This window comes from Mumia sp. zg.B17, assembly GCF_019550915.1.
In the GTDB taxonomy this organism is placed as follows: Bacteria; Actinomycetota; Actinomycetes; order Propionibacteriales; family Nocardioidaceae; genus Mumia.
Genome location: NZ_JAHWCI010000006.1, coordinates 672,693 through 692,860 on the forward strand (window position 1 = coordinate 672,693; position 20,168 = coordinate 692,860).

The window sequence follows — 20,168 nt, forward strand, 5'->3', positions numbered from 1 at the left end:
GCTATCCGGGCTGGGACGCCCCCTCGATCACCGCGCGCACGGTACGGACCAGCACCGCGGGGTCGAAGGGCTTGGTGACGTAGGCGTCCACGCCGACGTCCTGGCCCCGCTGGAGGTCGTACGCCTGGGCCTGGGTCGTCACCATGACGACCGGGATGTCACGGGTGCTCGGGGACCTGCGGAGCGCGCGTACAGTCTCCAGCCCGTCCATCCGGGGCATGACGACGTCGATCGTCACCACGTCGGGCCGGGTGTCCACGACGACGTCGAGGCACTCCAGGCCGTCGGCCGCCTCCAGGACGGTCCATCCCTCCAGCTCGAAGTTGGTCCGCAGCAGCAGGCGGATCGAGTCGGTGTCGTCGACCACCAGGACACGCGGCGGCCGGCCGTTCGGGAAGGGCATGTGCGCAACCGTACTCGGCGTGCGCTACCGTTGTCGGGCTCGCTCGAGAAGCGCGCACGCCCCCGTAGCTCAGGGGATAGAGCACCGCCCTCCGGAGGCGGGAGCGTAGGTTCGAATCCTACCGGGGGCACCGACAGATCAAGCCGCTGACCTGCACCGACAGGTCAGCGGCTGTTCTTCTTCTGGGCGCTTCGTCCGTCGCGATGCTGTCCGAACGTGCCCGCGCCGACGTACCCTGGTGGGCATGCGAGCGAACCGCGGCAACCGCCTCCCCAGCTGGGCGGCCTGGCTCAGCGTGGCGGCCCTGGTCGGTCTCACCGTCGGACCGGTGGTCGCCGTGGTCGCAGCAGGCGCGTGCATGGCGGCACTGACCGCCGAGGAGGTGGGCTACCGCCGCCGCGCGCGGGCCTACTTCGCCCGCCTGCACCGTACGTCGCTGCACCGGCACGACGGGATCCTCGACGCCTGGATGGACATGCGCGAGGAGGTCCACGGCCACGAGTCCGCGGCGCTCGCCGACGACGTACGCCGTCGCCCGACCGCGCGCTTCGTGGCGCTCGCCTCGACCGCCTCCTCCCGGCGGGACGCGGCGCGGCCGCGCGACCACGCGAGCATCGCCGCCTACGCCGATGCCGTGGCCGACCTGGAGCGCGCGTGGCGGCGTCTCGAGCTGCAGGCACGCGGCCTCGACCTGTGGGGTGACGCTCGCCGCTGGGGTCGCCAGCACCTGCCGGCCTCGGCGACCTCCGCCGTCGCGCCGCTCGTCCCCGTGGTCCGTTCGGCCGCGCAGTCGGCCTGGCGCGCCGCCGAGGCACGCTTCGTCGCCGCGTCCGCCCGCGACGACCGGACGGCCTAGACGCTCGAGACCCGCCGCCTACGACCTGCTCGCGGCGGCCGCACCGAGGACGGCGCCCGCGTGCCCGAGCAGGGCGACGTATGTTCCCGTGCCGGCCACGACGTCGACGACGACGCCGAGGAGGGCGAGGACGAGGAAGCCCGCCCACGCCCCGAGGACCCCGACCGCGACACCACGGGGCCTGCTCCTCCGTACCGGTGGAGAGGGCCGGAGGAGGAGACCGGCGACGATGCCGATGACGGTGACCGAGACCAGTGGCAGGAGCATGCTGTCATCCTGGGCGCACCCGGGGCCCGTTGTGATCGGGGACGCCCCCGGACGTGCCCCTGATCTGGACGTCCGAACCCGGACGTCACCGCCTGGATGTGAGCCTGGACATGCTTCGGTACCGTCGATGACGCCCCTTCCTTCGGGGTCTACCCTGGTACGCGTATGCCCTGCGGGGCGTCGGAGACAACGGACAACCCGGAAGAGGCGATCGAGGCCGTGGCCCAGAGCGACAGCCCCCTGCCAGATTTTGGCACCAACCAGTGGCTCGTCGAGGAGATGTACGAGCGCTACAAGTCGGACCCCGCGTCGGTCGACGCGTCGTGGTCTCGCCTCTTCGAAGGCGATGGAGCAGCGCCGAGCAGTCCCCCGACGTCGAACGGCTCGAGCAGCGCCCGGCCGGTGAAGGCGACGGCGACCGCTGTCCGTCCGCCCACAGCCAAGCCGACGGCGGCCGGGGACATCCCCACGCCGGCCGGTGACGGCGCCCGCCCGGCGGTGGCCTCGCCCCCGACCGAGAGCGTGAAGGCCGCACCCACGGGCGACGCCGACAAGGCTGCCAAGCCGGCCAAGGCGAAGCCGAAGCCCAACGCCCCGGCGGCCAAGACGTCGGCTCCCGCCCCCGGCGCCGACGTGGAGAAGAAGGTCCTTCGCGGCGCTTCGGCCCGTACGGCGCTGAACATGGACGAGAGCCTCTCGGTCCCGACCGCGACGAGTGTCCGCTCGGTGCCGGTCAAGCTCTTGATCGACAACCGCATCGTCATCAACAACCACCTCGCCCGCGCGCGTGGTGGCAAGGTGTCGTTCACCCACATCATCGGCTACGCGCTGGTCAAGGCGCTCACGGCGATGCCGGAGATGAACGCCGGCTTCGAGGTCGTCGACGGGAAGCCCAACCTCCTCCAGCCTGCTCACGTCAACCTCGGTCTCGCGATCGACCTCGCCAAGCCCGACGGCACCCGTCAGCTGGTCGTGCCGTCGATCAAGCAGGCCGACACGATGGACTTCGCCCAGTTCTGGACGGCGTACGAGGCCGTCGTCGACAAGGCGCGCAACAACAAGCTGACGGTCGCCGACTTCCAGGGCACGACGATCAGCCTGACCAACCCGGGCACGATCGGCACCAACCACTCGGTGCCGCGCCTGATGAAGGGCCAGGGCGCCATCATCGGCGTCGGCTCGATGGACTACCCGCCGGAGTTCCAGGGCGCCTCCGAGCACACCCTCGCCACCCAGGCCATCTCCAAGATGATGACCCTGACGTCGACCTACGACCACCGGATCATCCAGGGCGCGCAGTCGGGCGACTTCCTGCGCCGCGTGAGCGGTCTGCTCCTCGGCGAGGAGGGCTTCTACGACGAGATCTTCGCGTCGCTGAAGATCCCGTACGAGCCGATCCGCTGGGCCCGCGACATCGCCGTCAGCCACGACGACGAGGTCCACCGCCAGGCCCGCGTGCTCGAGCTCATCCACGCCTTCCGCGTGCGCGGCCACCTGATGGCCGACACCAACCCGCTCGACCACTCCCCCCGCAGCCACCCCGACCTCGAGATCTCCTCGCACGGGCTCACGCTGTGGGACCTCGAGCGCGAGTTCGCGACGGGCTCGTTCGGGGGCCGCGAGCGCCGCTTCATGAAGCTCCGCGAGATCCTCGGCATCCTCCGCGACTCCTACGCCCGCACCTCCGGCATCGAGTACATGCACATCCAGGATCCCGAGCAGCGGCGGTGGATTCAGGAGCGTGTGGAGCGGGAGCACTCCAAGCCGCCCCGCGAGGAGCAGCTGCGGATCCTGCACAAGCTCAACCAGGCCGAGGCCTTCGAGGCCTTCCTCCAGACGAAGTTCGTCGGCCAGAAGCGCTTCAGCCTCGAGGGCTCGGAGACGACGATCCCGCTCGTCGACGAGATCTGCGAGGCCGCTGCGGCCGACAACCTCGACGAGGTCTGCATCGGCATGGCGCACCGGGGCCGGCTCAACGTGCTGGTCAACATCGCCGGCAAGAACCCCGGCTACGTCTTCCGCGAGTTCGAGGGCAACATCGACCCGCGGACCGTGCAGGGCTCGGGCGACGTGAAGTACCACCTCGGTGTCGAGGGCGAGTTCACGGCGGCCAGCGGTGACAAGATCAAGGTCTCCGTCGCCGCCAACCCGTCCCACCTCGAGGTCGTCGACCCGGTGCTCGAGGGCATCACCCGCGCCAAGCAGGACCGCCTGAACCGCGGCGAGGAGTTCCCGATCCTCCCGCTGCTCATCCACGGAGACGCGGCGTTCGCCGGCCAGGGCGTCGTGGCGGAGACGCTGAACCTCTCCCAGCTGCGCGGATACCGCACCGGCGGGACGATCCACCTGATCGTCAACAACCAGGTCGGCTTCACCACCTCGCCGAGCTCGTCGCGCTCGTCGACGTACGCGACCGACGTCGCCCGGATGATCCAGGCGCCGATCTTCCACGTCAACGGCGACGACCCGGAGGCGTGCATCCGGATCGCACAGCTGGCCTACGAGTACCGCAGGACCTTCAAGCGTGACGCGGTCATCGACCTGATCACCTACCGCAAGCGCGGTCACAACGAGGGCGACGACCCGAGCTTCACCCAGCCGCAGATGTACGACGTGATCGAGAAGAAGAAGTCCGTGCGTGTGCTCTACACGTCGGCGCTCATCGGTCGTGGCGACATCACGATGGAGGAGGCCGAGAGCGCGCTCAAGGACTACCAGGACCAGCTCCACCGCGTCTTCGCCGAGGCCAGCACCGTCGACGAGTACCAGACGGCGCCGGAGTACCCGGAGAAGCCGGAGCTCGCGCGACTCGAGACGGCCGTGTCTCCGGAGACGCTCAAGACCATCGCCGAGGCCTACACCAGCGTCCCCGACGGCTTCACGGTCCACCCGAAGGTTCTTCCGCAGCTCCAGCGCCGGGCTGCCGCGATCACGGCCGGCCCGATCGACTGGGGCACGGGAGAGATCATCGCCATGGGCTCGCTCCTGCTCGACGGGCGTCCCGTGCGTCTCGCCGGCCAGGACTCGCGCCGCGGCACCTTCTCGCAGCGCTTCGCGACGATCATCGACCGTCGCACCGGAGCCGAGTGGACGCCGCTGGCGCGCATGACGGAGGACCAGGGCACGTTCTACATCTACGACTCGCTCCTCAGCGAGTACGCCGCGCTCGGCTTCGAGTACGGCTACTCGGTGGCGCGGCCCGAGGCGCTGACGATGTGGGAGGCACAGTTCGGCGACTTCGTCAACGGCGCCCAGTCCGTCATCGACGAGTACATCTCGGCCGGTGAGGCGAAGTGGGGCCAGAAGTCGGGCGTCGTGCTGCTGCTGCCGCACGGCTTCGAGGGCCAGGGGCCCGACCACTCCTCGGCCCGGATCGAGCGTTTCCTCCAGCTCGCCGCAGAGGACGCGATGGTCGTCGCCCAGCCGTCGACCCCCGCCTCGTACTTCCACCTGCTGCGTCGCCAGAACCTCGAGAGCGAGCACCGCCCGCTCATCGTGTTCACCCCCAAGCAGCTCCTGCGCCTGAAGGCCGCCACCTCGCAGCCCGAGGACTTCACGACGGGCACGTTCCAGCCGGTGCTCGCCGATCCGGCCGAGGGCGGCATGGACGCGAGCAAGGTCGAGCGGGTCGTGCTCACCTCCGGTCGGGTCGCGTACGACATCCTCGCGACCCGTGACAAGGTCGAGAAGGACGGCATCCGTACGGCGGTCGTCCGCGTCGAGCAGCTCTATCCGCTGCCGCTGGCGGAGATCGAGGCCGAGCTTGCCAAGTACGGCAACGCCCGTGAGGTCCGCTGGGTTCAGGACGAGCCTGCCAACCAGGGTCCGTGGCCGTTCATGGCGCTGAACCTGGCGCCGGAGCTGTCGCTGCCCGTGGTGCGGGTCTCGCGTGACGCGTCGGCGGCGCCGTCCGTGGGCAACCACAAGCGGCACGTGGAGGAGAACAAGGCGCTCATGGAGCGCACGTTCGCCTGAGGCGCGAAGGAGGAACGGTGTACTTCACCGACCGAGGGATCGAGGAGCTCGCCTCCCGTCGCGGCGAGGAGGAGGCCACGTTCGCGTGGCTCTCTGAGCGGCTGCAGGAGTTCGTCGATCTGAACCCCGAGTTCGAGGTGCCGGTCGAGCGGCTCGCGACCTGGCTCGCGCGCCTCGACGACGAGGACGACTGAGCAGGACAGACGCACGAAGGCCCGCCGATCTCCGGATCGGCGGGCCTTCGTCGTCGGGTGGGTCAGCGCGTGAAGACGATCTTGCCGAACACGTCGCCGGACGCGACCGCCGCGAAGCCCTTCGGCGCGTCCGTCATCGGGATCACCTGGTCGATCAGGGGCCGGGTGCCCGTGACGTCGAGGAGCTCGACGAGCTGAGCCAGCTCCGTGCGGGTGCCCATGGTCGAGCCCTGCACCCGCAGCTGGAGGAAGAAGATCCGGGTCAGCTCGGCGTGCGAAGGGTTGTTGCCCGACGTGGCACCGGCGATCACGATCGTCCCGCCCGGCTTGAGCGACTTGACCGAGTGCGACCAGGTGGCGGCACCCACGGTCTCCATCACGGCGTCCACGCGGACGGGCAGGCGGGCACCGGCCTCGAAGACCTCGTGCGCGCCGATCTCGAGCGCCCGTGCCCGCTTGCCCTCGTCCCGGCTCGTCGCGTACACGCGCATCCCGGCAGCTCTCGCCAGGACGATCAACGCGGTCGAGACCCCGCCACCGGCACCCTGGACCAGGACGGTGTCGCCAGGCTTGAGCCCGGACTGGGTGAAGAGCATCCGATAGGCGGTGAGCCACGCCGTCGGCAGGCACGCGGCCTCCTCGAACGACAGCCCGGACGGCTTGGGCACCACGTTGCGACGCGGCACTGCGACCTTGTCGGCGAACGTCCCCTGGAACCGCTCCGACAGCAGCGAGCGCCTCGGGTCGTGCGTCTCGTCGCCGGTCCAGGAGGGGTCGCTGACGACAGCGTGGACGACCACCTCGTTGCCGTCCTCGTCGTAGCCCGCCGCGTCGCAGCCGAGGATCATCGGCAGCGACTCCTCGCGCAGGCCGACACCCCGCAGGGACCAGACGTCGTGGTGGTTCAACGAGGCCGCCTTGACGGTGACGGTCGTCCATCCGTCAGGCACCTGGGGGTCGGGACGCTCACCGACCACGAGGCCGGAGAGCGGGTCGTCGGGACTGAAGGACTCGGCATACACGGCGAACATGCACGCACCCTACGGGGTCCGGCGTCGCCCTACCGACGCGCGACCCCGTCGCCCTACCGACGCGCGACCCCATCGCCCTACCGACGCGCGACCCCATCGCGACGCGCCGCCGCCATCACCGCCCCCGCCACCACCGGCGCCACCCGCTCGTCGAACGGCGACGGGATCACGTACGACTCGCTGAGCGCGTCGCCGACAAGGTCCGACAGCGCCCGCGCGGCGGCAACCTTCATGCCCTCGGTCACCCGCGAGGCACGCACGTCGAGCGCCCCGCGGAAGACCCCGGGGAACGCCAGGACGTTGTTGATCTGGTTGGGGTAGTCGGAGCGACCGGTCGCGACCACGCGGGCGTGGCGGCGCGCGATGTCGGGGTGGACCTCGGGCGTCGGGTTGGCCAGCGCGAAGATGATCGCGTCCTCCGCCATGCGCTCGATCGCCGACTCCCCCACGGTGCCGCCGGACACGCCGATGAAGACGTCGGCGCCGTCGAGGGCGTCGGAGAGCTGGCCTGTGCGACCCCACTCGCGCGTCTCATAGGCCAGCTCGGCCTTGATCGGCGTGAGGTCAGTCCTGCCGCGGTGGATGACTCCACGGCGGTCGACCACAGCCAGCATGCGGACACCGCTGGCCTGGAGGATCCGGGCGATCGCGACACCGGCGGCGCCGGCCCCGGAGATGACGACCTTGGTGTCCTCGACCCTCCGACCCGTGAGCCTCAGGGCGTTGAGCAGCGCCGCCAGGGTGACGATCGCCGTACCGTGCTGGTCGTCGTGGAAGACCGGGATGTCCACCCGCGCCTGGAGCGCGCGCTCGATCTCGAAGCAGCGGGGAGCAGCGATGTCCTCGAGGTTGATGCCGCCGAAGCTCGGCGCCATCCGGGCGACCGTGTCGACGAAGTCGCCGGGATCACGCACGTCGAGCGCCAGCGGGATCGCGTCGACCCCGCCGAACTGCTTGAACAGGATCGCCTTGCCCTCCATCACCGGCAGGGACGCCGTCGGCCCGATGTCACCGAGTCCCAGGACCGCCGAGCCGTCGGTGACCACCGCGACCGTGTTGGGGACCCAGGTGTAGTCGTCGGCGACGGAGGGGTCCGCGGCGATGGCCTCGCACACACGGGCAACCCCGGGAGTGTAGGAGAGCGAGAGGTCGTGGGCGTCGCGCAGCGGGGCGGTCGCCGCGATCTCCATCTTGCCGCCGCGGTGTACGTCGAAAACCGGGTCTCCCACGTGCTGCGACGGGAAGGGGAGACGGTCGACTGATTCGGCAACCACGACAGAACCTCACTGGGAAGAAGGGTGAAAGCACGTCCACGACGGCACCAGAGTGCCGCGCAGAGGACGGCCGGTCAGGAACGGGACCGGGAACCGGAGCCCCGCACACGGCCGGTCTGGCCGCGGGAGCGGTGGAGAGGGGGTGACCCGAAGCCCATTGAACCACACGCGTCACTGCTGAGAGGCGCGCGACTCCTCGTCGACGGCCGCGAGGATCCGGCTCGTCCCCGGCGACAGGATGCCCCACAAGACGGCGCCGGCAACGACGGCGAAGAGCCCGGACAGCGGCGGGGCAGCCTCACGGAGGTTCCACGCCAGGCCGAGCTGGATGAGCTGCGTGAACACGATGGGTGCCCTCACCCAGGTCTGGAGGCGCCACAGTCCGCGCGCGGAGGCCAGGAGCAGACCGGCGTAGGCGAACAGGAACAGCGAGGTCCCGATCGCCAGGACGGCGCGGTCGGCGTGCAGGTCCAGGAGGTCGAGCGTGGCGAAGACGGCGAGCCCCAGCCCCTCGACGGCCACGAGGAGGACGGCGGCGACGATCCTGACTGTCCGCCCAGGTGTGGTGTGACCCACGGAACAGGCTCCTTCGTTCAGATTGCCCTTGTGTTAACCGGCGTTTATTGCGACGATCTTATTGCTGCTGTTCAGCGCCGGTTTCACGGTGTTTTCCTCCGGGCGCAGGACAAACAGATCGGACGCCCAGAACCCCCTCACCTACGGTAAGGGACTAGTAGGCTTCCGCCCCCGATCGTGAAGTGATTCACAAACCTAAGATCGCGCCCTCCCGCGGTCAGAAGAAAGGACGTTTCGCCATGGACTGGCGTCACCACTCTGCGTGCCTCGACGAGGATCCGGAACTCTTCTTCCCCATCGGGAGTACGGGGCCGGCCATCTCGCAGGTCGAGGAGGCCAAGGTGGTGTGCCGCCGTTGCGACGTCCGCGAGCAGTGTCTCACGTGGGCGCTGGAGTCCGGTCAGGACCACGGCGTCTGGGGCGGCATGAGCGAGGACGAGCGCCGCGCACTCAAGCGTCGCACCGCGCGTGCCCGGATCCGCACCGCCTGACCCCGCGCCCTTCACCGGTCTGCTGCACCTTTTCGTACCGAGGCCCCGTACCCGCCAACCGCGGGACGGGGCCTTCGTCCGTCAGCGTCCCCCGAGCGGCACCTGGATGCGCACGCGCGTGCCACCACCGCCGGTCGCCGGATGCCGTGGGCCGAAGGACAGCACTCCCCCGAGCTCGGACTCCACGAGGGTCGCGACGATCGAGACGCCGAGACTCGTCGTCCCGCGGGGGTCGAACCCCGCGGGCAGTCCGACCCCGTCGTCCAGGACCGCGATGTCGAGCCGGTCACCGCGCCTGTGCGCCTCGACGACGACGTGGCCACGCTCCTCTTCTCCGAAGGCGTGCTCGGCGGCGTTCTGGATCAGCTCGGTGAGCACCATGGCCAGCGGCGTCGCCACCTCGGCAGGAAGCTCCCCGAAACTCCCGATCCGCTCCGTGGTGACGCTCCTGGCTGCCGAGGCGACCTCGGCGACCATGGTGCGCAGCCGGTCGGCGACGTCGTCGAACGGGACCTTCTCGTCGAAGGCCTGACTCAGCGTCTCGTGCACCACGGCGATCGACTCGATCCGTCGCACCGCCTCCTCGAGCGCCTCGCGACCGGCACCGGTGTCCATCCGGCGGGCCTGCAGCCGCAGCAGCGCCTGCACCGTCTGGAGGTTGTTCTTGACCCGGTGGTGGATCTCCCTGATCGTCGCCTCCTTGCTCATCAGCTCCCGCTCACGACGACGCAGCTCCGTCACGTCTCGCAGCAGCACCAGGGCGCCGGACGGCTCCCCCGAGGAACGGAGCGGGATCGAGCGCAGGCTCAGCGACGCGTCACCGTTCTCGAGCTCGGCCTGGGTGACGTTGCGTCCGGTGAGCGCAGGAAGGATCGCTTGCTCGGTGGGACGGTTCGGGGCGCTCAGCAGAGATCTGGTGACCTCCGCGAGGTCGACGCTCTCGAGGTCCCCTGTCACGCCGAGACGACGGAAGGCCGACACGCCGTTGGGGCTGGCATAGATGACCCGGCCGTCAGCGTCGGTGCGGATCAGCCCGTCGCCCACCCGCGGCGAGTGAGACAGGTCGGACTGCTCGCCCAGCAACGGGAACTCGCCCTTGCTGATCATCTCCGTGAGGTCGTCGGCCATCGCGAGGTAGGCGAGCTCGAGCCGGCTCGGCGTCCGCACTCCCAGGAGATTGGTGCTGCGGGCGATCACCGCGATGACGGCCCCGTCGCGGCGTACCGGGATGGTCTCGAGCCGGACCGGGATGTCGTCGCGCCACTCCGGGTCGCCCTCGCGCACCACGCGGCCCTGGCGGAAGGCCGCGTCGATGGTGGGTCGGCGGTTGCGGGGAACGAAGTCACCGACGACGTCGTCGAGGTGCGCAGTCACGCCGGTGGTGGGCCGCATCTGCGCCCCGGCCCAGAATCCTTTGCCCTCCGCATCGGGCAACCACAGGACCAGGTCCGCGAACGAGAGATCGGCGAGGATCTGCCAGTCGGCGACGAGCTGGTGCAGCCACTCCATGTCGGCAGCGTCGAGGCTGGTCTGGTGAGTCGCGACGTCGTCGAGGGAGGGCACGGAGTCCAGCGTATCCAGCGGGCGGCGGAGGCGGTCTGACTGCCGAGACGAGTGTGGGCCGGGTCTCGCCTGCACCGCTCGGCGTGCAAACATGTCCTCGTGTCCGAGTCGTACTGGCGTTCCGTGATCGACGCCGGGATGCATGTCCCGGACGACCGATCACTCAACGACCTCACGCTCGAGCTGATCGACATGCTGGCGAGCCCTGACGCCCACACGCGTGACGCCATCGCCTTCCCGCTGCTGGCGACGTGGATCCACTCCGGCGAGTACGACGCGTTGCTGCGCGGCTTCGGCAACGGCGTCGTCACCGGCCTCCAGACAGGACTCGGCACGCAGGGCGACCTGACGATCCTCCGGCGGTCCTACACGGCGCTCGTGCTGTCCGAGATCATCGTGCGCGACAACGAGATGCAGCTGCTGCCGGCGGCGACCGTGATGGGCTGGGGCGACCAGGCCACGTCGTGGTTCGTGCGCGAGAAGGACCTGCGGGGATGGATCCCGGACGTCGGATGGGCCAACGCCGGGTCTCACGGCGCCGACCTGCTCGGCGCCCTCGCGCGCTCGCCGCACTTCGACAAGCTCGAGCTGACGGTGCTCCTCGACGTCCTGGCCGACCGGCTGCTCTCCCCCACCGAGCACGTGCTGCACCACGGCGAGGAGGACCGGCTGGCGTACGCGGCGATGGCGGTGCTGCACCGCGACGTCGTCGCACCCAACGTCGTCGAGCCGTGGCTCGCTCGACTCGGAGCGGGGACCCGTCGCCCTCGTACCCGCGGCAGCTCGCCGGGTGAGTGGCCGACCCCGGCGGCGTACAACACCTCGCGCTTCCTCCGCGCCCTCTACGTCCAGCTCGCGCTGGGCGTGAAGGGGCGCGTGGAGGTGATCGGCGACGACGCGCTCTTCGCCACGCCCACCCCTCACCGCGCCGACCTGCTGCTCGCGGTGATCGAGCAGATCCGTGCCGAGACGCCGTGGCTGTTCGCGACGGCCGGCGGGCGACGGACGGTGACCACCGCGCGGTGACCGAGGATTACCCCTGGGTAACCTAGGTCACATGACAGCTGAGACCCCCACCGCGCCCGACGCTCCGGCCCCCGAGGGTCGGGAAGGCCACGGAGGCGACCACGCCCTCGACGCAGCCCGCGCGCACGGCGTGGAGACGATGTTCACCCTCTCGGGTGCCCATGTCTTCCCGCTGTACGACGCCGCGGTGAAGGCCGACCAGCCGATGCGTCTCATCGACGTGCGCCACGAGCCGTCCGCGGTGTTCGCCGCCGAGGCGACGGGGAAGCTCACGCGTACGCCTGGCCTGGCCGTGCTGACGGCCGGACCGGGCGTCACCAACGGCGTCAGCCCCATCGCGCAGGCGCACTTCGCCGGGTCGCCGCTGGTCACGATCGGCGGCCGTGCGGCGACGCACACGTGGGGCATGGGGAGCCTCCAGGAGCTCGACCACCCGCCGATCGTCTCCACCGTCTCGAAGTGGGCGGGCACGGCCAAGACCACCGATGAGATCGGTCCGACGGTCGACCAGGCGTTCGCGCTCGCGGGCTCGTCGCACCGGGGGCCCACGTTCCTGGACGTCCCGATGGACCAGCTCTTCAGCCGGACGACGGCGCCCGCCGACGCCGCGTACGGGAGCCTTCCCGACACGATCGAGCCCGATGACGACCAGGTCGGGCAGGTGGCGCGTCTGATCGCCCGGGCAGAGCGTCCCCTCCTCGTCCTCGGGACGGACGTCTGGGCAGACGGCGCGGAGGAGGCGGCTCTGCGGTTCGTCGAGGAGACGGGCATCCCCGCCATCTCCAACGGCATGGGCCGCGGGGTGGTCCCGCGCGGTCATCGACTGCTCGTCACGAAGGCGCGGTCCCAGGCGCTCGGCAAGGCCGACCTCGTCGTGGTCGTGGGGACACCGCTCGACTTCCGCCTCGGCTACGGCGTCTTCGGCGGCAAGGACGGCGCCACCCCCGCACAGGTCGTGCACGTCGCCGACAGCCCGGGCCAGGTGTCGACCCGCGCCGACCTCGCGGCCTCCCTCTCGGGCGACCTCACGGCGTGCTTCGACCAGGTGCTCCGCGCGCTGGAGTCGACGACCGGCACCCGCCCCTCCTGGTCCGGCTGGGCCGAGCAGCTGAGCGACGCCGTCTCGGCGGCGGTCACCCGCGACGCCGAGCTCCTCAGCGCCTCCGCCGACCCCATCCACCCCGCGCGCATCTACGGGGAGCTCATCCCGCGCCTGGCCGACGACGCGGTCGTCATCGGTGACGGAGGGGATTTCGTGTCCTTCGCCGGCAAGTTCCTCGAGCCGGCACGCCCGGGCTGCTGGCTCGACCCCGGACCGTACGGCTGTCTCGGCGCCGGTCTCGGCGCCGCGATGGCGGCACGGATCGCCCGACCCGACAGCCAGGTCGTCGTGCTCTTCGGCGACGGAGCCGCCGGCATGTCACTGATCGACGTCGACACGCTCGTACGCCACAACCTGCCGGTCGTCATGGTCGTCGGCAACAACTCGGCATGGGGCCTGGAGAAGGCGCCGATGAAGTTCCTCTACGGCTACGACGTCGCTGCCGACCTCGCTCCGCAGACGCGCTACGACGAGATCGTGACGACCCTCGGCGGTGGTGGCGAGGCGGTCACCGACCCCAAGGAGATCGGTCCCGCACTCGACCGGGCGTTCGCGTCCGGCGTCCCCTACCTCGTCAACGTGATGACCGACGTCGACGCGATCTACCCGCGCAGCACCACCGGGGTCTGAGGTCGCGTACGGGCCACTCGGCCCCACGTGCGACCATGGGAGAAGCACAGTTCGAGGAGGACCCATGGGCAAGACTGGCCGCAAGCGCCGGGCGCGTCGCAAGAAGAACGCGAACCACGGCAAGCGTCCCAACGCTTGATCACACCGAGAGGGCCCCGCACCACACGGTGCGGGGCCCTCTCGTGTGTGGTCTCAGGCGACCGGCCGGCTGAAGCCGACGAGCTGCGTGCCGGGGACCGGCGACCAGTCGAGGTCGGTACGCCGGACGAACCCGTGCTGTCGATAGAGCCGGTGCGCAGCGGTCATCTCCGGCAGCGAGCTGATCACCACCTCGGCGAGGCCCTCCTGGTGTGCACGATCGAGGCACCACGTGATGAGCGCGGTGCCGACACCACGGCCCACGGCACCCGGGTCCACGCCGAGCATCCGGAACTCGCCCTGGTCATGGCGCGTCGCGAGCTCACGCATCGACGAGCCCGACGTGCACCAGGTCACCGAGCCCACGAGTCGTCCGTCGAGCTCGACGACGAGGACGACAGAGTCCGCGGCACGCGTCGCCACGTCGGCGAGCTTGGCGGCGTAGGCGTGGTCCTCCGAGCCGTCGGAGAACCGGAGGTAGCCCTCGCTGCGGTAGGCCGTGACGACGATCTCGCCGGCGCGCGCGTACTCCTCAGGCCGGACCGGCCGGACGAGCAGCCGTCCGGCCCCGACCGACGCGGCCGAGGTCACGGGCGGACGCGGGCAAGGAAGCGGTCGGTGTCGACGACGACCCGACGCACCTCGCCCTCGGCCAGCAGCGTGCCGTCGGCGCTCATGACGACGACCTCGAACGACACCATGCGGCCGTCGACCGCGGTCACCGCGGCGGCGACCGTCACGGTCGCACCGACCGGACTCGCCGCGAGGTGGTCGAGGCGGACCCGGGTCCCGACAGACGTCGACCCGTCCGCGACCGCCGACGCGATCGCCTCGCAGGTGGCTTCCTCGCACCAGGCGAGCGTGCGAGGCGTCGCGAGGACCGGCAACGAGCCGCTCCCGAGGGCGAGCGCCGTGTCGCTGTCACCGACCGTCCGCGACAGCGTGGCGGACATGCCCTTCTCGAGCGCTCTCACGCGCCGGGCTCGACGCCACGGTCGCTCCGCGTGACCGTCACGGTCGTGCGGATGGACGTGAGCACCTTGGCCCGCAGGACCTCGGGGGCCTTCTCGCGGCACGAGCGGGCGACGAGCTCCTTGACGATGCGCTCCACGTCGAACTGAGAGAGGCACGGTGCGCAGTCGGCGATGTGCGCGTGCACGGCGTCCCAGTCGCCCTCGGCCATCTCGTGGTCGAGGAACAGGTAGAGGTTCTCCAGGGCGCTCTGGCAGTCGGGGCCGAGCCTGATGTCGTCACTCATGCTTTGTCACCTGCTGAGACCATGCCGCGCTCCCGTGCGTAGTCGGTGAGCAGCTCGCGGAGCTGCTTGCGTCCACGGTGAAGACGCGACATCACGGTGCCGATCGGCGTCTCCATGATCTCGGCGATCTCCTTGTAGGGGAAGCCCTCGACGTCAGCGAGGTAGACCGCGTAGCGGAAGTCCTCGGGGAGCTGCTGCAGCGCCTGCTTCACGTCGCTGTCGGGAAGGTGCTCGAGGGCTTCCATCTCCGCGGACTTCAGACCGCTCGAGGTGTGCGCGGCCGAGCGGGCGAGCTGCCAGTCCTCGATCTCCTCCGTCATCTGCTGCTGCGGTTGCCGCTGCTTCTTGCGGTAGGAGTTGATGTAGGTGTTGGTGAGGATCCGGTAGAGCCAGGCCTTGAGGTTGGTCCCCGGACGGAACTGGTGGAACGACTGGTACGCCTTGGCGAACGTCTCCTGGACCAGGTCCTCTGCGTCGTGCGGGCTCCGTGTCATCCGCAGCGCGGCGGAGTAGAGCTGGTCGAGGAACGGCAGCGCGTCCTGCTCGAAGCGGGCGGTGCGTGCCTCGGCCGACTCACCGGCCTCGGCCCGGTCCGTCCCCTCGTCGGCGGGCGTCGCGGCTACGTCATTGGGTTCGGTCATCGCGGTCCAGCCTACCCCGGCGATGCCGGCCGGGACCGGGGTGATGACCCCGGCGGGAGCCGGACGGGTCAGAGTCGCGAGCACGCATCCTCCTCGGATCGAGGCGTCCGCCACAGTCGGGCGGCACCGTGTGGGTTCAACACGGGTCCGCCGGGCGTCATTCCCCGACGGGAGCCGCCCGCCCGACCCGGCGGCGTACGAAGTCGTGCACGCCGTCGACGAGCAGGGCGTCCACCGCAGCCTGGTCGGGGACCGCGCGCTTGCCGACCCTGAGGGAGTGGTCGGCACCCGGGAGCACCACCATCGAGGTGCCCGCCGGGAACTCCGGCGGCGTCCCGAAGGGGTCACGCTCGCCCTGGACGACCACGGTCGGCAGTCCCGACCCCTCGAGCTCGGCCACGCGGGTGCGCTCAGGCTTCCCGGGCGGGTGCAGTGGGAAGGCGAGCGCCACCACGCCCACCGCACCCAGAGCCCGGGCGCGACGGCACGCCACCCGTGCGCCGGCGCTGCGCCCGCCGATCACGAGCGGGACCCGCGGACGCAGATGGTCGACGAGCGCCGTGAACGACGCGTCGAGCACCGAGGGTGCCGGGGCGATCCGTTTGCCGGCCGTACGCCAGGGCATCTCGACGCGGACGACGCCGATCCCGAGGCGTGGCAGCCCGCGGTTGAGCACCTCGAGATCGTGGCTGTCGATGCCTCCGCCGGCACCGTGGGTGAGGACGAGGGTCGCCCAGGGCCGGTCGGGGCGCCGCGAGACGAGCCGCCCGGGCCCGTGAGGAGTGTCGTACGTGGCCTCGGCCAGGGTCGTCATCAGAGGCCGCCGAGCGTCGGCTGCTCGCCCTCCTCGGCTGCGCCGGGCTCGTCCTCGAGGGCGATCGGCTCCACCAGCTGAGGGCCGTTGTTGCGGACGTTGTTGACCTCCCGGGACACCGGGTAGGCCTGCAGCGCCCCGGGTGCGGCGGGGACGAGCAGACGGGCGAGCTCGTCCTTGTCGTCGGTGTCAGGGTCGAGCCAGGTGGCCCAGCGGTCGCGCGGGACGAGCATCGGCGCCCGGTCGTGGATCCGGCCGACGTCGTCGGTGGCGGTCGTCGTGATGATCGTGAAGCTCCACAGCCAGGCGGTGTCGTCGTCCTCCGGCAGCGAGCGGTCCCGCCAGATCTCATAGAGCCCCGCCATGGCGAGCGTGCTCCGGTCGGGCGCATGGATGAAGAAGGGCTGCTTGACCGGTCTGCCCTTGGCGTCGCGCTTCTCGCTCGCGTACCACTCGTAGAAGCCGTCCGCCGGCACCAGCGCGCGCCGCTTCGCGTAGGCCGCGCGGAACGACGGCTTCTCGGCGAGAGTCTCGGCGCGCGCGTTGATCAGGCGGTTGCCGATCGCCCGGTCCTTGGCCCAGCTCGGCACCAGGCCCCAGGTGACCGCCTTGACCAGCCGGTGCTTCGCGGCGGGGTCCTCGCTGGAGCGCCGCTCCAGGATGAGCGGGACGACCTTGGTCGGGGCGACGTTGTAGTCGGGGTCCAGCTCAGGCAGGTCCTCGGCCGGCTCGGCCTCGAACTCGGCGCTGAGGTCGGACGGGGATCGCGTGGTGGCGTATCGACCGCACATGGCACCAGCGTTCCACACGGCGGTGACGGGGCCGCCGAGCGTGCACCGTGAGCCCCGGCGTCCGCCCGCCCCGAGAACGAGCGGACGCCGGAGCAGTCAGCCGAGCCCGTCCGCGGACCCCCCGCGGCCGAGCTCGCCCAGCAGGCGGGAGGCCGCCTCGCTGGTCCCCGGGACACCCTCGATCCACACCCGCGTGGGCGGGACGTCGGGTGAGGAGTCGACAAGGCCCCGCAGCGCGCTGTAGCCGCGGGTCGCGTCCCAGCGTCGCACCAGCGCGACGGCTCGGCGCTCGCCGAGCCGTGAGATGGTCTCGTCGCCGTCGAAGCAGGAACGAAGGAGCTCGGCGACGACGATCATCGAGAGCGACCGCAGCAGGCCGCTCTCCGCACCGCCGCTCGGACGCACCTCGACGACCACGAACGCCCACAGGTCGGACGCGCTCGCACCGGCGCGCTCGGCGAGACGATAGGCATCGTCGAGCCGGGTCCGCAGGTGTGCGGGCGAGGTGAGCCCGGTGAGGGGGTCCTCGCAGGAGACGACGTAGCTGTCCTGCGCGGCGGTCTCGGTCCACGCGATGCTCATCGCGCGGACCAGCTCGTACGGAGGGAGCGAGCCCGAGACGCTGCGACTCACGTCCTCGACGTCGCGCAACAGCTCGCTCCAGCCGATCCCCTCCGTGGCTGCGGCCGCCCCGAGCTCGACCGCAACCCCTTCGGGGTCCTCACCACCGCGAAGCACGTCCCGCAGCGCGTCCAGATGACGCCGGGGGACGAGGAACAGAGACTCCGCGGCCAGCCCCCGTATGGCCGGAGGGTGCCACTGGTCCTGCCGACCGGAGCTTGTCGCCGTAGGGCGTGCCATGTCGTCGCGCTTCATGCGAGTGAGACGGGCGCTTCGCCGGTCCATGACGCGGGTTCGACAACTTTTTTGCGCGACACGCCTGCGACACGTCGATCTCGCCTACCGTGGGAGGCGCCATGACAGAGCCCACCGCCGATCCGAGCACGCCGAGCGACGCCGAGCTGATCTCGGCCGTCCGGGCCGGCGACAACGCCGCGTACGGCGTGCTGTTCGAGAGACACCGTGACGCGGCGCGTCGGATGGCCGCTCAGCTGGTCCGCAGCCCCGACGGTGACGACCTCGTGTCCGAGGCCTTCATCAAGGTGCTGGACCAGCTGAGGGCGGGCGCCGGGCCCGACGTCGCCTTCAGGGCGTACCTCCTCACCGCGATCCGCCAGCTCCACATCGACCGCGTGCGCGCCGACCGACGGGTTCAGCCCTCCGACGACCTCGAGAAGTACGACGGCGGCGTCGAGTTCGGCGACACGGCCGTGGCCAGCTTCGAGAGCTCCGCCGCGGCGCAGGCGTTCGTCGCCCTCCCCGAGCGTTGGCAGCTGGTCCTGTGGCACCTCGACGTCGAGGGGGCCAAGCCGGCCGACATCGCCCCGATGCTGGGCATGTCGGCCAACGGCGTCTCGGCGCTGGCCTACCGGGCACGAGAGGGACTGCGGCAGTCCTATCTCCAGGTCCACCTCGCCGACACCGCCGAGGAGAGCTGCCGTGGGACGACCGAGCGCCTCGGTGCCTACGTCAGGCAGGGCCTGGGCAAGCGCGAGACGACCAAGGTCCGTGAGCACCTCGACGGCTGCGCGCGCTGCACCGGTGTCTACCTCGAGCTGGTCGAGGTCAACTCGGGGCTCCGTGGACTGCTGGCTCCGGCGCTATTGGGAGCGGTCGGACTTCGGTACGTCGCCGATCTCCAGGGTCAGGTGGCGGCCGCCGGCGCCGGTGCGGGGGGATCCGCCGCCGGGGGCGCCGGTCACACGAACCCGGGACGCTGGGCCGGGAACACAGCAGGGCGCGCCCGCGACTGGGTGACGGCGGCACCCGCCCATGGGGTGGCCGCGGCCGGGATCACGCTGGGCGTGATCGGCGCCGCGGTCGTGGCCGCGATGGCGTTCATGACACTGGAGAGCCCGGGCGGTCCCACCTCCGACGAGGTGTCCGACGGGCCGTCGCTCTCGCTTCCCGGCCCTACGCGCCCCGGAGACTCCGACCCACGGGTCCGTCCCCAGACGGTCCCCCCGACGGCGGTCATACCCCCGACCCTTCCCGGGTTGGTGCCACCCGGATCCCCGTCGACCATCCCGGGGATCCCGGGTGTCGAGGACCCCGGAGCTCCTGACGCGCCAGAAGGACCGGGCGCACCCGACGACCCCGGGCCTGGCGGACCAGGCCCGGACGACCCACGCAACCCGGAGGAGCCGCAACCTCACGACCCCGGGCCCAACGACCCCGGGCCGACAGAGCCGGCACCCACCGAGCCTGGGCCCACCGAGCCGACAGAACCGACCGAGCCGGCACCGACCCCTCCCGTGGCACCACGAGACCTCGCGCTCACCGACGAGCCGGGCGGGCTCACACTCGCGTGGTCAGCCGTCGCCGGCGCCGACGGGTACGAGGTCTACCGGAGTGTGGGCACGGGCCTGGCGGGTGCGGGCCGCTCCGCAGCGGCGGCGGTGAGCGGCGACCTCGTGTCGGGCCCCGACCCACTCGTCACCACCTCGTTCGTCGACACCGGAGCACCGAACGGCGCCCGTGTGGTCTACGAGGTGGTCGCACTGAACGCCGCCGGGAGGTCGGAGACCGCGACCCTGGGCCCGATCCGGCTGCCCGCCGTCGCGCGCATCTCCGTGCGCCCGATCGGTCTCGGCACCCGCTGCATCGAGGCGACCGGTCGTCCCGGCTCCGCGTCGACGCGCCTCGGGAGCTGTGGCACCGCGACGGTGTGGCGGGTCTGGGACGCCGGCAGCGGCACGGGGTGGTGGACGATCCGCGCGGTCAGCGGGCCTGCGACCGGAGCATGCCTGACCTCGGCGGCGAGGCCCGTCGTCTCGACCGTGACGACGGAGGCCTGCGCCGGCAGCACCCGTCAGCAGTGGGCGTTCGACCCCGGCTCCACGGCGTCGCAGCACGTGTCGGCGAGGGCACGTCCGGGTCAGGTCCTGGACGCCACCACGGCGAGCGTCGGCGGCTCGCTCTTCACGCTGCCGCGCACCACGAGTCCGCGGCTCGATCGCAACCAGCGGTTCAGCGCGCTGCTCGAGGACGTCGCCGCCACGTTCCGCTGAGACCTGG

General features: G+C 71.0%; 21 protein-coding genes and 1 tRNA gene. 9 read left to right on the plus strand and 13 right to left on the minus strand.

Annotation, left to right across the window (positions count from 1 at the left end; genetic code table 11):
* Position 1: 1 nt before the first annotated feature.
* A complete protein-coding gene (locus KV097_RS11730; RefSeq protein ID WP_220346490.1) occupies positions 2 to 403 on the minus strand; it encodes a two-component system response regulator in 402 nt (133 codons plus the stop codon).
* Between the two features lie 58 nt (positions 404 to 461).
* On the opposite strand from KV097_RS11730, the gene KV097_RS11735 reads away from it, so the two are divergent.
* A tRNA-Arg gene (locus KV097_RS11735) sits at positions 462 to 533 on the plus strand.
* A gap of 114 nt (positions 534 to 647) precedes the next feature.
* Complete coding sequence (locus KV097_RS11740; protein ID WP_220365946.1) at positions 648 to 1,259, plus strand: hypothetical protein; 612 nt, start codon at positions 648 to 650, stop codon at positions 1,257 to 1,259.
* Positions 1,260 to 1,277: 18 nt separating this feature from the next.
* On the opposite strand, the gene KV097_RS11745 is transcribed toward KV097_RS11740, so the two are convergent.
* Positions 1,278 to 1,526: a hypothetical protein gene (locus KV097_RS11745; RefSeq protein ID WP_220344044.1), complete on the minus strand. Its 249-nt coding sequence runs from the start codon at positions 1,524 to 1,526 to the stop codon at positions 1,278 to 1,280.
* 165 nt (positions 1,527 to 1,691) lie between these two features.
* On the opposite strand from KV097_RS11745, the gene KV097_RS11750 reads away from it, so the two are divergent.
* Positions 1,692 to 5,501, plus strand: coding sequence for a multifunctional oxoglutarate decarboxylase/oxoglutarate dehydrogenase thiamine pyrophosphate-binding subunit/dihydrolipoyllysine-residue succinyltransferase subunit (locus KV097_RS11750; protein ID WP_220365947.1), 3,810 nt, complete (start codon positions 1,692 to 1,694; stop codon positions 5,499 to 5,501).
* 17 nt (positions 5,502 to 5,518) lie between these two features.
* Positions 5,519 to 5,695 carry a DUF6104 family protein gene (locus tag KV097_RS11755; RefSeq protein WP_220344042.1) on the plus strand — a complete coding sequence of 59 codons (177 nt, stop codon included), beginning with the start codon at positions 5,519 to 5,521 and terminating at the stop codon, positions 5,693 to 5,695.
* Between the two features lie 62 nt (positions 5,696 to 5,757).
* Here the strand turns inward: KV097_RS11755 and KV097_RS11760 are convergent, their stop codons facing one another.
* The 3 genes from KV097_RS11760 to KV097_RS11770 form a co-directional block, all read right to left on the minus strand.
* On the minus strand, positions 5,758 to 6,726 hold the full coding sequence (locus KV097_RS11760) for a zinc-binding dehydrogenase (RefSeq protein ID WP_220344041.1): 969 nt from the start codon (positions 6,724 to 6,726) through the stop codon (positions 5,758 to 5,760).
* Positions 6,727 to 6,803: 77 nt separating this feature from the next.
* Positions 6,804 to 8,000 (minus strand): NADP-dependent malic enzyme, encoded by a 1,197-nt coding sequence (locus tag KV097_RS11765; RefSeq protein WP_374106988.1) that lies wholly within the window; start codon positions 7,998 to 8,000, stop codon positions 6,804 to 6,806.
* A gap of 171 nt (positions 8,001 to 8,171) precedes the next feature.
* Entirely contained in the window at positions 8,172 to 8,576 is a 405-nt protein-coding gene (locus KV097_RS11770; protein ID WP_220344040.1) for a hypothetical protein, read from the minus strand.
* 239 nt (positions 8,577 to 8,815) lie between these two features.
* Between KV097_RS11770 and KV097_RS11775 the strand changes: the two genes are divergently transcribed.
* Positions 8,816 to 9,067 carry a WhiB family transcriptional regulator gene (locus KV097_RS11775; RefSeq protein ID WP_220344039.1) on the plus strand — a complete coding sequence of 84 codons (252 nt, stop codon included), beginning with the start codon at positions 8,816 to 8,818 and terminating at the stop codon, positions 9,065 to 9,067.
* Between the two features lie 81 nt (positions 9,068 to 9,148).
* Here the strand turns inward: KV097_RS11775 and KV097_RS11780 are convergent, their stop codons facing one another.
* Positions 9,149 to 10,630: a sensor histidine kinase gene (locus tag KV097_RS11780; protein WP_220344038.1), complete on the minus strand. Its 1,482-nt coding sequence runs from the start codon at positions 10,628 to 10,630 to the stop codon at positions 9,149 to 9,151.
* 99 nt (positions 10,631 to 10,729) lie between these two features.
* Here KV097_RS11780 and KV097_RS11785 point away from each other — a divergent pair, with 99 nt between their 5' ends.
* From KV097_RS11785 to KV097_RS19900, 3 genes are all read left to right on the plus strand, one after another.
* Positions 10,730 to 11,656 carry a DUF2785 domain-containing protein gene (locus tag KV097_RS11785; RefSeq protein WP_308289409.1) on the plus strand — a complete coding sequence of 309 codons (927 nt, stop codon included), beginning with the start codon at positions 10,730 to 10,732 and terminating at the stop codon, positions 11,654 to 11,656.
* 31 nt (positions 11,657 to 11,687) lie between these two features.
* On the plus strand, positions 11,688 to 13,388 hold the full coding sequence (locus KV097_RS11790) for an acetolactate synthase (protein ID WP_220365948.1): 1,701 nt from the start codon (positions 11,688 to 11,690) through the stop codon (positions 13,386 to 13,388).
* 64 nt (positions 13,389 to 13,452) lie between these two features.
* A complete protein-coding gene (locus KV097_RS19900) occupies positions 13,453 to 13,527 on the plus strand; it encodes a 50S ribosomal protein bL37 (protein ID WP_373887156.1) in 75 nt (24 codons plus the stop codon).
* 53 nt (positions 13,528 to 13,580) lie between these two features.
* Here KV097_RS19900 and KV097_RS11795 read toward each other — a convergent pair whose 3' ends face one another.
* From KV097_RS11795 to KV097_RS11825, 7 genes are all read right to left on the minus strand, one after another.
* On the minus strand, positions 13,581 to 14,117 hold the full coding sequence (locus KV097_RS11795) for a GNAT family N-acetyltransferase (RefSeq protein WP_220365949.1): 537 nt from the start codon (positions 14,115 to 14,117) through the stop codon (positions 13,581 to 13,583).
* A complete protein-coding gene (locus KV097_RS11800; protein ID WP_220344699.1) occupies positions 14,114 to 14,479 on the minus strand; it encodes a thioesterase family protein in 366 nt (121 codons plus the stop codon). The genes KV097_RS11795 and KV097_RS11800 overlap by 4 nt, the downstream gene beginning before the upstream one ends.
* Positions 14,480 to 14,496: 17 nt before the next feature.
* Positions 14,497 to 14,784, minus strand: coding sequence for a mycothiol system anti-sigma-R factor (rsrA, locus tag KV097_RS11805; protein ID WP_220346486.1), 288 nt, complete (start codon positions 14,782 to 14,784; stop codon positions 14,497 to 14,499).
* Positions 14,781 to 15,425, minus strand: coding sequence for a sigma-70 family RNA polymerase sigma factor (locus KV097_RS11810; protein WP_220344035.1), 645 nt, complete (start codon positions 15,423 to 15,425; stop codon positions 14,781 to 14,783). The genes rsrA and KV097_RS11810 overlap by 4 nt, the downstream gene beginning before the upstream one ends.
* Positions 15,426 to 15,582: 157 nt before the next feature.
* A complete protein-coding gene (locus tag KV097_RS11815) occupies positions 15,583 to 16,239 on the minus strand; it encodes an alpha/beta family hydrolase (protein WP_220365950.1) in 657 nt (218 codons plus the stop codon).
* Positions 16,239 to 17,030: an SOS response-associated peptidase gene (locus KV097_RS11820; protein WP_220344033.1), complete on the minus strand. Its 792-nt coding sequence runs from the start codon at positions 17,028 to 17,030 to the stop codon at positions 16,239 to 16,241. Before KV097_RS11820 ends, KV097_RS11815 begins: the two co-directional genes overlap by 1 nt.
* 96 nt (positions 17,031 to 17,126) lie before the next feature.
* Positions 17,127 to 17,891, minus strand: coding sequence for a hypothetical protein (locus KV097_RS11825; protein ID WP_220365951.1), 765 nt, complete (start codon positions 17,889 to 17,891; stop codon positions 17,127 to 17,129).
* A gap of 116 nt (positions 17,892 to 18,007) precedes the next feature.
* Here KV097_RS11825 and KV097_RS19525 point away from each other — a divergent pair, with 116 nt between their 5' ends.
* Positions 18,008 to 20,161 carry a sigma-70 family RNA polymerase sigma factor gene (locus KV097_RS19525; RefSeq protein WP_220365952.1) on the plus strand — a complete coding sequence of 718 codons (2,154 nt, stop codon included), beginning with the start codon at positions 18,008 to 18,010 and terminating at the stop codon, positions 20,159 to 20,161.
* Positions 20,162 to 20,168 lie beyond the last annotated feature (7 nt).